At 64.5% G+C, this 12666-nt stretch carries 11 protein-coding genes and 1 pseudogene; 5 read left to right on the top strand and 7 right to left on the bottom strand.

Going from position 1 to position 12666, the window contains the following annotated elements; translation table 11 throughout:
* Positions 1 to 6: 6 nt before the first annotated feature.
* Both B0G83_RS18295 and B0G83_RS18300 read right to left on the bottom strand, forming a co-directional pair.
* The gene (locus B0G83_RS18295) at positions 7 to 1200 is read right to left on the bottom strand and encodes a flavin-dependent monooxygenase (protein ID WP_105508780.1); all 1194 of its coding nucleotides are present in this window, start codon (positions 1198 to 1200) and stop codon (positions 7 to 9) included.
* 212 nt (positions 1201 to 1412) lie between these two features.
* Entirely contained in the window at positions 1413 to 2570 is a 1158-nt protein-coding gene (locus B0G83_RS18300) for an LLM class flavin-dependent oxidoreductase (RefSeq protein WP_105508945.1), read from the bottom strand.
* Between the two features lie 326 nt (positions 2571 to 2896).
* Here B0G83_RS18300 and B0G83_RS18305 point away from each other — a divergent pair, with 326 nt between their 5' ends.
* Positions 2897 to 3250 carry a VOC family protein gene (locus tag B0G83_RS18305; RefSeq protein WP_105508781.1) on the top strand — a complete coding sequence of 118 codons (354 nt, stop codon included), beginning with the start codon at positions 2897 to 2899 and terminating at the stop codon, positions 3248 to 3250.
* A 10-nt stretch (positions 3251 to 3260) separates the two neighbouring features.
* Here the strand turns inward: B0G83_RS18305 and B0G83_RS18310 are convergent, their stop codons facing one another.
* Positions 3261 to 4442, bottom strand: a complete 1182-nt coding sequence (locus B0G83_RS18310; protein WP_105508782.1) for a helix-turn-helix transcriptional regulator — start codon at positions 4440 to 4442, stop codon at positions 3261 to 3263.
* Positions 4443 to 4714: 272 nt separating this feature from the next.
* Here B0G83_RS18310 and B0G83_RS18315 point away from each other — a divergent pair, with 272 nt between their 5' ends.
* From B0G83_RS18315 to B0G83_RS18330, 4 genes and pseudogenes are all read left to right on the top strand, one after another.
* Positions 4715 to 5695 carry an alpha/beta hydrolase gene (locus B0G83_RS18315; protein ID WP_105508783.1) on the top strand — a complete coding sequence of 327 codons (981 nt, stop codon included), beginning with the start codon at positions 4715 to 4717 and terminating at the stop codon, positions 5693 to 5695.
* An 11-nt stretch (positions 5696 to 5706) separates the two neighbouring features.
* Positions 5707 to 6510: an enoyl-CoA hydratase/isomerase family protein gene (locus B0G83_RS18320; RefSeq protein ID WP_105508784.1), complete on the top strand. Its 804-nt coding sequence runs from the start codon at positions 5707 to 5709 to the stop codon at positions 6508 to 6510.
* Positions 6511 to 6563: 53 nt separating this feature from the next.
* Positions 6564 to 7658: pseudogene (gene ribBA, locus B0G83_RS18325) on the top strand (bifunctional 3,4-dihydroxy-2-butanone-4-phosphate synthase/GTP cyclohydrolase II); the annotation flags it as partial.
* Positions 7659 to 7809: 151 nt separating this feature from the next.
* Complete coding sequence (locus B0G83_RS18330; protein ID WP_374954919.1) at positions 7810 to 8700, top strand: SDR family NAD(P)-dependent oxidoreductase; 891 nt, start codon at positions 7810 to 7812, stop codon at positions 8698 to 8700.
* Positions 8701 to 8834: 134 nt separating this feature from the next.
* Here B0G83_RS18330 and B0G83_RS18335 read toward each other — a convergent pair whose 3' ends face one another.
* The 4 genes from B0G83_RS18335 to B0G83_RS18350 form a co-directional block, all read right to left on the bottom strand.
* Positions 8835 to 9125: a hypothetical protein gene (locus B0G83_RS18335; RefSeq protein WP_035555733.1), complete on the bottom strand. Its 291-nt coding sequence runs from the start codon at positions 9123 to 9125 to the stop codon at positions 8835 to 8837.
* Positions 9126 to 9384: 259 nt separating this feature from the next.
* On the bottom strand, positions 9385 to 10800 hold the full coding sequence (locus B0G83_RS18340) for an amidase (protein ID WP_105508787.1): 1416 nt from the start codon (positions 10798 to 10800) through the stop codon (positions 9385 to 9387).
* A 79-nt stretch (positions 10801 to 10879) separates the two neighbouring features.
* On the bottom strand, positions 10880 to 11641 hold the full coding sequence (locus tag B0G83_RS18345; RefSeq protein ID WP_105508788.1) for an ABC transporter permease: 762 nt from the start codon (positions 11639 to 11641) through the stop codon (positions 10880 to 10882).
* Entirely contained in the window at positions 11638 to 12564 is a 927-nt protein-coding gene (locus tag B0G83_RS18350) for an ABC transporter ATP-binding protein (protein ID WP_105508789.1), read from the bottom strand. Before B0G83_RS18350 ends, B0G83_RS18345 begins: the two co-directional genes overlap by 4 nt.
* Between the last annotated feature and the right edge of the window lie 102 nt (positions 12565 to 12666).

Genomic DNA, 12666 nt, shown 5'->3' on the forward strand with positions numbered 1-12666 from the left:
CGCCCGTCAGACGAAGAAGTCGGTGTTCGGGCGCCCCAGCATCACCGCGCCGAGGTTCTGTCCGAACCGGTCGAGATTGTTCGCATAGTGCGCGCGCGCCGCATGCAGATCGAGAAAACGCCGTACCAGCGGATTGCGGTGGTAGATGCCGTTGCCGCCCGCGTAACGCAGCAGCGAATTGGCCGCTTGCGCGCAGCGTTCGGCCACCTGGGCGGATTGATAGCGGAACAGCACGCGACGCTCGATCGACACTTCAGGGCCACCGTTGGCCGCCGCCATCAGCTCCGCGAAGTTGCGCTTGAGCAGCACCTTCATTTCGTCGATCGCGACCGACGCATTGGCGCACGCGGTTTGCGCGCCGGTGTCGTCGGTCGTTTTCGCGCCGCTGTTGGCGCTCACGCGGGTGGCGGCGTAGCCGGTGAAATCGTCGAGCGCGCCTTGCAATGCCCCGATACAGGCCGTGCAAACCGCCCGCACGAAAATCTGCGCGAACGGCAGATGAAACAGCGCCGCGTCGTTCACCGCGAGACCCGGGCTCGTGCCCATCATGCCGTCGATCGCTTTGTGCGTGCGGTAGTCCGGCACGAACACATCGTTCACGACAATGTCGTGGCTGCCGGTCGCGCGCAAGCCAAGCACGTCCCAGTCCTGCTGGATCGTGTAATCGCTTTTGGGCAGTAAAAACGTGCGGTATTCGGGCGGCTCGCCATCTTTTGCGGGCGGCACCAGCGCGCCGAGAAACACCCAGTCGCACAGTTCGCTGCCGCTGGAAAATTTCCAGTGACCCGACAGGCGGAAGCCGCCTTCAACCGGCGTGACGCGACCCACCGGCATATACGTCGAGGCGATTAGCGTGCTCGGGTCGTCGCCCCACACGTCCTGCTGCGCGCGTTCGTCGAACAGCGCGAGCTGCCAGTTATGCACGCCGACCACGCCGTACACCCACGCGCTCGACATGCAGCCGCGCGCCACCGCCATCTGAATGTCGAAGAAGGTTTGCGGATCGAGTTCGTAGCCGCCATGGCGCTTGGGCTGCAATACCTTGAACAACCCGGCCGCCTGAAAATCGGCCACCGTTTCGGCGGGAATGCGGCCATTGGCCTCGGCCTGCGCGGCGCGCCCGGCCAGCACCGGCGCGAGGGCTTCGGCGCGGGCAATCAGTTCGGCTGCAAGGGGGTTCGAATCGTTGTCTCGATGCACGGCTGTCTCCTGTCGATCCGGGTTAGCGTGTCGACCCGAGTGAGCGCTCTGGCGCTTGCTCCGGTCCGATGGTGCCGACTCCGGTCTCACGTCTCACGCGCGAGAGGGTTCGCGCTTGTTCTGTTGGGTTCATCTTCGAGGGCCGGCCGGCGCGTCGCATCGTCTGAAGAGACTAGCGGCACGCGCGCGGCCGGTTCACGCCTTGCGTTGCGTCAGGCGACGGCTTGGGCTCTGGCTTGCTTGTCCGCCTTGAGGCGATTGAAGTAAGGGATCACGTGCTCGCCGATATTGCGGATCGTTTCGAGCTGCGCTTCCTGCGGCACGGTGCCCATCTGGCACAGGAACAACACTTCGTCCACACCCGCTTCCATCAAACGGCCCACGTAGCCGATGCAATCGTCCACCGTGCCGTACGCGTGATTCGGGTTCATCATCGAGAGTGCCGGGTCGCTGAAATCGACCACCACCTCTTCCGACGCGAAGCGCGAGCGGATCACCATTTCGCCGGTGTTGCCCTTCACGAGGTCGTCGCCCCAGCTCGACGGGTCGGGGCGCTCGCCGCCCGTGTACCAGTAAGCGAGCGATTCCATGAAATAGCGTTGGCCGCGAATGCCGATCTTGCGCGCCTGCTGGCCGTCGTTCATCACCACCGCCGGGCACAGCGCGGCCAGATGTTGGGTCGGGCGGAAGCCGACCTGGTCTTCCGCTTTGCGGGTGGCCCACGCTTCACGATACAGCGCGTTTTTCTTTGCCACTTCGTCAGGACCGCCGAAGCCCAGCACCAGCGCGCCGAGGCCGCGTTGTCCGGCGCGCAGCAGGCCGTCGTTGTTGGTGCACGCCATGTACATCGGCGGATGCGGATCCTGATACGGCTTCGGGTGAATCGGCCGTTTCGGGATCTTGATGTATTTGCCGTCGTGCTCGATCTCGTCCTGCACAAACATCTTCGGCACGAGGTACATCGATTCGTCAATCATCGGCTGCAGTTCAGCGAGGTCGTAGCCGAACGCGCCGGCCTCCTGCTGGCTGCCGCCCTTGCCGACGCCGAAATGCACGCGGCCACCGGACAGAATGTCCAGCATCGCAACGCGTTCGGCTACCTTGATCGGATGGTTCATCGCGGGCGGCAGGCAGATCACGCCGTGGCCGAGGCCGATGCGAGTGGTGCGGCCGGCCAGATACGCGAGGAAGGTTTCCGGCGCGCTCATGTGCGCGTAGTTGGTCAGCGACGTGTGTTCGACGCACCAGACGGTGTCGAAACCCATCTGCTCGGCAAGCAGGGCCTGCTCGACGGTCTCCTTGAATACCCGGTGATCGCCTTCCCGCGAAGCGTCCGTGGTCTGGGCTTCGTAAATCAGAGAAAACTTCATTGCGTGCGTCTCCATGAATTTTGGACTGTGCTGAATCGGGCGGTCCGCCCGCGATCCGGCGCTGAACCGGCTCAGAATCGCGACGGTCCACGAAACGCAGTTTCAGATCGCGCGTGCTTGCCGGCATCGTCTGTTTGGATTAACGGCGGGGGTTTGGCGGGGAAGTTTTTGTTGGCGCGTATTTCAGCCCGCTTTTAAGGCTGTTTTTTGCATGGCGGCTAGTCCGATTGGACCTCGTGCGACGCGTGCGCGCGGCGCTACGATCGAATCGCGGTCAATCAAAAAACCACGCGAACGACAACGCTCAACAATGGGAGTGCCCTGCAATGAAGGCTTCGATAATGCTGTACCCGGTCGACTCGATCGACGCGGCACTGCCGCTCTTTGTCGACGGGTTGGGACTGGCGGTGAAATTCCGTGACGGCGAGCGCTATTGCGCGCTCGATGGCGTGGGGCTGACGGTTGCCCTGATCGCGGGCGAGGAACGGATCGTCGAGCGCCCCGCGCTGGTGTTTCGCGTGGAAGAAAACGACGACCTGTACGCGGCGATGGCGCGCGTCGTCGCGGCGGGGGCTTCGGTGCGCGTGCCGGTGCAGCAAGGTCCGCATGAATTGCGCGCCGTGCTGGAAGATAAAAACGGCGCGCTACTAGTGTTGTCGCAGAAACGCGTGAGTCTTTAGTCTTTCGTCTTTAACCCAGCGGCACCACGCTGCCCAGCAGAATCCGCACGAGCGTGGCCTGACGGGTCACGCCGGTCTTGGAAAAAATCGCCCGCAAATGCGCGCGTGCGGTGTTCTTGCTGATCCCCAACTCGTCGGCCGCTTCTTCAAGCGTCAAACCGTTGGTCAACAGCAAAGCCAGCGACGTCTCCGCCGGCGTGAGGTCGAACAGCTTGCGCACGATCTCCTGCGAGCCCTGCGACTTGCGATCGGGATCGCGCAAAAACAGCACGGTCGCCGGCCGCCGTTTGTTGTCTTCGGACCAGTCCGACAGCGGAATAGTCCGCACCAGTACGCCGAGTTTCGGCTTGTCGCAACCACGCGTGATCGGCATCGCTTCCACGATCGGCGCGGCGGTGCCGAAGTGCCCCATCAGCGCATGACGCACGAGGCGTTGCAGATTGCGGTTCTCCTGCGCGTCCGTCGCCTCGACATTGCCGTGCGTAATGCGCAGCCCGTTGCCTTGCGCGAGGATTTCGTCGGCCACGCTATTGGTGCGCATGATCGCGCCGCTTTCGTCGAGCGTGACCGTGCCCACCAGCATCCGGTCGATCGCGCTCGCGTACAGCGTGCGCTCCGATTCGACGATATCGAGCCGCGAATGCAATTCGACCGCGCGGCGCAAATGCGGCAGCAACAACGCGCAGAACGCCTTGTCGCGGGCCGAAAAATGCGTCGCGCTGTGCTTGCGGCACACCCGGAAGCGGCATTCCACGCCCGATTCCGTCCGCAGATCCGCGCCCATGATGTAGCGGATATCGGCGGGCTTCAGGAACTGCTTGTACAGCTCGCTGGTGAGCCAGCCGGTGTCGCCGAATACTTCGTCGACGGTCACCACGCGATCGGCGGGCAACCCGACGAACGGATCGAGCGAATAGTAGTAGTTGTTGTACGACGCTTCGCCCGGCACGCCCGGACCGATTTCCGACGCATGCACCATCAGTCCGCGCCGGTCGCTCGAAGGCGAACGCAGGATCAGCGTCACGTAGCTCGCGCCGAGTGAGGTGCGAATCAGTTCGAGCGCGCTGGCCCAAGGGGTGCTTTCAAGCGGTCCCTGATAAATACGCGCGGCAAGCTCGCTGAATTGCGCGACGTTCATGTCCGGCAATTCGCTCGCGGCCTGGCCCTCTTCAGGGGCCCATTTTGTCTCCATCAACACGCTCCGTCCTCCATGCGACCTGACATCGCGACGCCAAGCTTACGGGCCGCTCCGTTCGCTGGCATCGGGGGAAGTACTTAGCCGGGGAAAGTTTCGCAGAGCGTGCGAACGAACTCTCGTCCAATCGGACGATGCCCCCGCCGGAGCGCCGCGCTTCAATGCATTCAGTGTCGTGTCCGATGCGTCGCCGCTCGCGTTTTCGCGGGGCGCACGCGCGTTTTCTAATACCCGCCATAGCCGCTGTTGCACCATTCCAAGGAGACCCGATGGCGCTCGATCCCCAGGCGCAAGCCCTGCTCGCCGCGTTCGCCGGCATGCCCGCGCTCGATTTCACGCAACTCACGGCGCCGGCTTATCGCGCGATCCTCGCCGCGGGCGGCGGTTTTGCACCCGGCGACGCGATCGCCGCGGAACAAGACCTGCTGATTCCCACCGCGCACGGGTCGGTTGCCGCGCGCGTTTATCGGCCCGTGATTGGCGGCGGCGACACCAACGCGCTGCTGCCGCTCACCGTGTTTTTCCACGGCGGCGGCTTCGTTTCGTGCGGGCTCGATACGCACGCCAACATTTGCCGCTGTCTGGCGCAGCGGGCGCAAACGGTCGTGCTGTCGGTCGATTACCGGCTCGCGCCTGAAGCACCTTTCCCCGCCGCCGTGCACGATGCGCTCGACGCCGTGCGCTGGGCCGCCGCCAACTCAGCGGATCTGCGCGTGCGACCGGGCGCGTTGGCGGTTGCCGGCGACAGCGCCGGCGGCAATCTCGCCGCGGTGGTCGCGCAACAGTTGCGTCATGACGGTGCGGCTGGCGGTGCGGTGATTGCGCACCAACTGCTGCTTTACCCGGTCGTTGATTGCGCAACCGAACATCCGTCATACGAATCGAAGGGCGACGGCTACTTCCTGAGTGCGGACCAGATGCGCTGGTTCAAGGACCAGTATTTCGGCCCGGCCGCGAACCCCGCCCAGCGTGCCGATCCGCTCGCCAGCCCGCTCGCCGCCGACGATCTGCGCGGCGTGGCGAGCGCCACCATCATCAGCGCCGAATACGACCCGCTGCACGACGAAGCCGAGCATTACGCGGCACGGCTCGCGCAAGCGGGCGTGCTGACCACGCACGTACGCTGGCCCGGCCAGATTCATGGTTTCGCGAGCCTGCTCGGCGTACTCGACGCCGCCGACCACGCGCTCACGGCGGCAACGCACGCGTTGCGCCACGCGCTGCACGCCGAGCCTTTCCGACTCCGCTAACCCGACACGACATGACTGCATTGATCCGCCTCGCGGCCGAAGACGGCATCGCGACGCTCACGTTCGACCGCCCCGACGCGTTGAACGCCCTCAACGAAGCGATGGCAATCGAACTGAACGCCAAGCTCGCGCGGCTCGCGCATCACGACGACATTCGCGCGATCGTGCTGACCGGCGCCGGCCACGCCTTCATGGCGGGCGGCGACCTGCACAGCCTGCGCGACGCTCTCGACGAGAAGCCGGCGATTCGCGACCGTGCGATCGGCAAACTCGTGCGGCTCGCGCAGAGCGCGGTCGAGGCCATCGCCGCTTCGCGCAAACCGGTGATCGCGAGTGTGAACGGCGCGGTCGCGGGCTTCGGTCTGAGCCTCGTCGCGGCGTGCGATCTCGCGATCGCGGCGCAGCGCGCCACCTTCACCTCGGCGTACGGCCGTATCGGCAGCTCGCCCGACGGCGGCGTCACCTATACGCTGCCGCGAGCGCTCGGCGCACGGCAAGCCGCGCAATGGCTGTATCTCGACGAGCGTCATAGCGCCGACGAAGCGTTGCGCGCCGGTCTCGTCAACTGGGTCGTGCCCGACGATCGGCTCGCCGAGCAGACGCGTTCGCTGCTGGAGCGCATGGGCGCGCTTGCCCCGGATGCGTTCGCGCAAACCAAAGACCTGCTGCTGCACGCGCCGCAACGCAGCTTCGCCGACCATCTTTACGCGGAGCAACGCAGCTTCCTGCACTGCGCGGCCGGCGACGATTTCCGCGAAGGCATCGACGCGTTTTTCGACCGACGTTCGCCTGTTTTCGGCTCCGGCGTGCGTTAATGAAAGCACTCGCGCGCCACTTCCCCTCTTCACCCCAGCACGGGATCACACCAATGAAACTGGCCACCACCGACGAAATCGTCGCCGAACTCAAAGCCGGCCGCATGATCATTCTGGTCGACGAGGAAGACCGTGAAAACGAAGGCGACCTGCTGATCGCCGCCGACCACGTCACGCCCGAAGCGATCAATTTCATGGCGCGCTTCGGACGCGGCCTCGTTTGCCTGACGCTCAGCGCCGAGCATTGCGAGCGCCTGAAACTCGCGCCGATGGCCAAACAGAACGGCACGCGATACGGCACCGCCTTCACGATCAGCATCGAGGCGGCGCACGGCGTCACCACCGGCATCTCCGCCGCCGACCGCGCGCATACGATCCGCACCGCGATTCACGCCGACGTACGCGCCGAACATCTGGTGCAGCCGGGCCACGTCTTTCCGATCGCGGCGCGGCCGGGCGGCGTGCTGGTGCGCGCCGGCCACACCGAGGCCGGTTGCGATCTCACGGCGCTGGCCGGTTTGACGCCCGCCGCGGTGATCTGCGAAATCATGAACGACGACGGCACGATGGCGCGCCTGCCGCAACTGATCGAATTCGCCACGCGCCATGGGCTGAAAATCGGCACCATCGCCGATCTGATCCACTATCGCGGCGTCAACGAATCGCTCGTGGAACGCGTCGGCGAGCGGCCGCTGCACACGCCGTGGGGACCGTTTCGCGCGATCCAGTATCGCGATACCGTGCGCGCGTCCACGCATCTCGCGCTGGTGCGCGGCGAACCTTCGCCCGACGTGCCGGTGCTGACGCGGGTGCATGAGTGCTTCTCGCTGCTCGATCTGCTCGATGCAGAACCGTCCGCACATTCGTGGCCGCTGCACGCGGCGCTACAAAAAATCGACGCGGCCGGTTGCGGCGTGGCGGTGCTGCTCAATTGCGATATGCCCGCGGATGCGGGCGTCGGCCAGCGCAATCCCGGCACGGCAACACGTCAGGACGGACGGCTTTCGGGAATCGGCTCGCAGATTTTGCGCGACCTCGGCGTGCGTCGCCTGAACGTGTTGTCGAGTCCGTTCAGATTGCCGGCGCTGTCGGGGCACGAACTCGAAATCATGGCGTTCATTCCGCTTGGCGAAGCCGATCCCGACAATCCGCACGCGTTCGACTTCGCGACGGCCGCGCCGCCGGCCCGCGCATATTCCGCGCCGCGTGGCAACTCGCCAGTTGCACCGAGCGCATCGTTGCGTGCGCAACCGCAAGCCGCTTCGTACGAACGCCAGGCCACTTCCTGACGAACCGCCCATGACTCAAGCTAAGCCTCAAGCAATCACTCAACGCAATCAACCCTACGTCGCGCTCGTCACCGGCGCGTCGCGCGGCGCCGGCAAGGGCATCGCTCTTGCACTCGCCGCCACCGGCGCGACCGTCTACGTCACCGGCCGCACGCAGCGGGAAGGCGATGCGCCGTTGCCCGGCACGGTACACGCCACCGCGATCGAAATCGACCGGCTGGGCGGCAACGGCATCGCCCTGACCTGCGATCATGCCGACGACGCACAAGTCGCCGAAGTCTTCGAGTACATCCGTCAGGCGAGCGGGCGGCTGGATATTCTCGTCAACAACGCGACCGTCCTGCACGACGAGCTGATTCGTCCCGCGCCGTTCTGGGAGAAGCCGCTCGATCTGGTCGATATTCTCGACGTCGGTTTGCGCTCCGCTTATGTCGCAAGCTGGCACGCCGCGCGGATGATGGCCGCGCAAGGCGACGGACTGATCGCGTTCACGTCGTCGTTCGGTGCGAGCTGCTATATGCACGGCGCGGCGTACGGCGCGCAGAAAGTCGGCGTCGATAAATTCGCCAAAGACATGGCCGTCGACCTGAAACCGTACGACGTGGCCGCCGTCTCGATCTGGATGGGCATGCTGCAAACCGAGCGCACCGCGCGCGTGATCGCTGCCAATCCCGAGCAATACGCGGGCTTCAGCGAACTCGCGGAAACGCCGCAATTCACGGGGCGTCTGATCGATGCGCTGTATCGGGATCCGCAGCGGATGAGCAAGTCCGGCATGGTGCTGGTCGGCGCGGAGCTGGCGCACGAGTACGGCATCACCGATCTGGACGGTCGGCAGCCGCCTTCGCATCGTGAAGCGCTGGGCGGGCCGGTGCAGGCGCATCCGGCGATCGTCGCGTGAATTGCGGCGTGAATTGTCGTGTGAATTGCCGCGTGATTGCCGCGCGGTCCTCGCGGGTGGCTCGATGACCACTTCACGCCCGCCGTCGCGGCACCTGTTTCCACGCGCCTACAGGCCCGTCACCGGGCCCGTCGCTAGAACCCGCTTACCACCATCGCGAACACCACCGCCGCGCCACCTACCGCCCCGAGGAAGGTGAAGCACTGCTCATCGGCGCCCGAGCGACGCGCCCAGATTCGCCCGGCCAGCGCGGCAATGCCGGTGATCCCGAGAAACAGCGACAACGACGAGCCCGCCGTGCACACCATGCCGGGAAACTCGTCGCTCCACGCGCACGCATAAAGCTGCCGCACGGATACGCCGATCACGCCGATCGCCACCAGCAAACCGGCAATCAGCCCATCCCGCTGAACTCTGGATTTCATTTGCAGCCCTCCTGCTGTCATGCGTGTCTCCCTCTGTCGGCGGCCTGGGCGGCTGCCGCTTCGCGTCGTCGTGTGTGATGTATGACGATCGACGCAGCGCCCTGACGGCGCATACCGCCATTGACGGCGATTCGACGTGCATGGGCATCGTCCGGACGGACTAAGGGGGATTGCGGAGGGAGTGAGGAGACGACAGCGGACGTGGCGGCGAACGCCGCCACGCCGGGTCAAGCAGTCGGAGAGACTACCGGGTGGACTTTCAGAAGGCTTGCGGCGTGCCGGTGGCCCACGTGCCGATGGTGTCTTCAATCGCCCGCGCCGCCGACAGCAACGCCGCCTCGCCACGCGGTTTGCCGACGATCTGAATCCCGACGGGCAGGCCGTTCGCGCTCATCCCACACGGAATCGCCAGCACCGGCATGCCGGTGAGCGTCAACGCGTAGGTGATCGCGAGCCAGTCGATGTAGGTGTCGAAATGCTGGCCGACCGCATCGCGTATGTCGCGCGCCTCGACCGGAAACGGCAGCACGATCGAAGCCGGACAGATCAGCACGTCATACCGTTGCAGCAGCGCGTTCAGCTTGTAGAACAACTGGCTGCGCGTACGCTGCGCCGACAGCATCGCGCGGTTGTCCTGTTGCAGACCGAACTCGATGTTCCAGACCACGTTGGGGTTCAGCACGTCGCGATGCTGCGCGAGCACGTCCTCGTAATTCGTCGCGTAGGCGAGACCACGCAGCGTGTGGAACGCCTCTTTCGCACCGCTCAGATCGATATCGCTGTCATCCACGCCGACGCCGGATGCGGCGAGCCGGTCCATGGCACGGCGGCAAATCGACAGAATCTCCGGCTCGACAGTCGCGATGCCAAGCCCTTCGCTGAACGCGACCCGCGCGGGACGTTGCGGCCTGCGCGCATGCGTCAGAAACGAGCTTGCCGGTTCGCTCACCGACAACGGCGCGCCGTCGATTTCCCCACACATCGCGTCGAGCAGCAAGGCCACGTCGGTCACATTGCGCGCCATCGGCCCATGAATGCCGAGCGTGTCGTACGGATTGGCAACCGGACCATACGACACGCGTCCCGGCGTGGGACGCAAACCGACCACCCCGCAGAACGCCGAAGGCGTACGCAGCGAGCCCGCCAGATCGGAACCCTGCGCGACCCACGCGGTGCGCGACGCCAACGCGGCGGCCGCGCCGCCCGACGAGCCGCCCGCCGAGCGCGACAGATCCCACGGATTGCGCGTGATGCCGAACACGCTGTTATACGTATGCCCACCCGAGCCGAACTCCGGTGTATTGGACTTCGCGTAGACCACTCCGCCGCGCGCTTCGAGCAACGTCACGCCGTTATCAGACGTTTCCGGCACACGGTCGCGATACACCAGCGAGCCGCGCGTGGTCCTTACGCCGGCCACGTCCGTCAGATCCTTGATCGGCACCGGCAAGCCGCACAACACCCCACGCTCGGCAACCGGCTTTTTCAGCAGCGCGTCGGCATGCGCATGCGCGCGTTCGAAACACAGCGTGGGCAGCGCGTTCACCTGCGGTTCGACACGCGCCACCTGCGCGGCCAGCGTGTCGAGCAGATCGTGCGGACTCACGGCCTCTTCGCGCAGCAAATCGACGACTTCGCACGCGCTTCGCTCTATAAGACTCAAATCGACGGACATGTTGACTATCGGCTCCGTGGTGAAGAATCTCGGTCAGCTTCGCGCGCCGGCGCGCGCGATCCATCGGCTTATCGGCGCATCACGTCTTGAGCCGGTAACCGGTCTTGAAGATCCACGCCACGATCAGCAGGAACACCGCGAGGAACAGCCCGGTCATGGCGAGACTCACTTCGACATTAACGTCCGCGAGCCCATAAAAGCTCCAGCGGAACCCGCTGACCAGATAGACGATCGGATTAAACAACGTCACGACTTTCCAGAACGGCGGCAGCATATTGACCGCATAGAAGCTGCCGCCCAGAAACGTCAGCGGCGTGATGATAAGCAACGGCACGAGTTGCAGCTTCTCGAAGCTATCCGCCCAGATGCCGATGATGAACCCCAGCAAACTGAACGTCACCGCCGTCAGCACCAGAAACAGAATCATCCAGAACGGGTGCTGCACTTGCAGCGGCACGAACAGGCCCGCGGTCGCGAGAATGATCAGCCCGAGCAGAATCGATTTGGTGGCCGCCGCGCCCACGTAACTGACGACGATCTCCAGATACGACACCGGCGCCGACAACAACTCGTAGATCGTGCCGGTGAAGCGCGGAAAGTAAATCCCGAACGACGCGTTCGAAATACTCTGCGACAACAGCGACAGCATGATCAGCCCCGGCACGATGAACGCGCCGTAACTGATGCCGTCCACCTCCTTGATACGCGAGCCGATCGCCGCGCCGAACACGACGAAGTACAGCGAAGTGGAAATTACCGGCGCGATGATGCTCTGCATCAGCGTACGCCAGGTGCGCGCCATCTCGAACTTGTAGATCGCGCGGATTGCGTGGATGTTCATTGATCACCTCGGAGCAGACTGACGAAGATGTCTTCCAGCGAACTCTGCGTGGTGTGCAGGTCCTTGAAGCGGATGCCGGCGTCGTCGAGCGCTTTCAGCAACGCGATGATGTCGGTGCGGCCGCCTTCGCCTTCGTAGGTGTAGATCAGCTCGGCGCCGCCCTTCTCCAACGCCAGCGTGTAGCCGGCGAGCGAGGCAGGCACGGCATCGAGCGGGCTCTCCAGTTGCAGCGTCAACTGCTTCTTGCCGAGCTTGCGCATCAGCTCGGTTTTCTCTTCGACGAGCATGATCTCGCCGCCGCTGATCACGCCGATGCGGTCGGCCATCTCCTCGGCTTCGTCGATATAGTGCGTGGTGAGAATGATCGTCACGCCGCTCTCGGCGAGCGAGCGCACCAACTTCCACATGTCGCGGCGCAATTCGACGTCCACACCGGCGGTGGGTTCGTCGAGGAACAGCACGCGCGGTTCGTGCGACAGTGCCTTGGCGATCAGCACGCGCCGCTTCATACCGCCCGACAGCGTGATGATCTTGCTATCGCGCTTTTCCCACAGCGACAGGTCGCGCAGCACCTTTTCGACGTAGGCGGGATTTTTCGGCTTGCCGAACAGACCGCGGCTGAACGAGACGGTGGCCCAGACGGTCTCGAAGGAGTCGGTGGTCAGCTCCTGCGGCACGAGGCCGATCAGCGAGCGGGCGCCGCGATAGTCCGTCGCGATATCGCGGCCGTCTACCGTCACGCTGCCCGTGCTGGCGTTGACAATGCCGCAGATGATGCTGATCAGCGTTGTCTTGCCCGCGCCGTTGGGGCCGAGCAGTGCAAAGATTTCTCCGCGGTTGATCGCCAGATTGATGTTCTTGAGTGCATGAAAACCCGTGGCGTAGGTTTTCGACAGATTCGTGACCGAGACGATTGGCTGCATGGATTCGACGATGGCAGACACCGTTGTTTGATTAGAGGGAACGGTGCAGAAGCGCCACCGCCCCCGCAATGTAATGGAAAGTGGCGATGCTTGCAGCAGACC

Origin of the sequence: Paraburkholderia sp. BL21I4N1, from assembly GCF_002973525.1 — a bacterium.
In the GTDB taxonomy this organism is placed as follows: Bacteria; Pseudomonadota; Gammaproteobacteria; order Burkholderiales; family Burkholderiaceae; genus Paraburkholderia.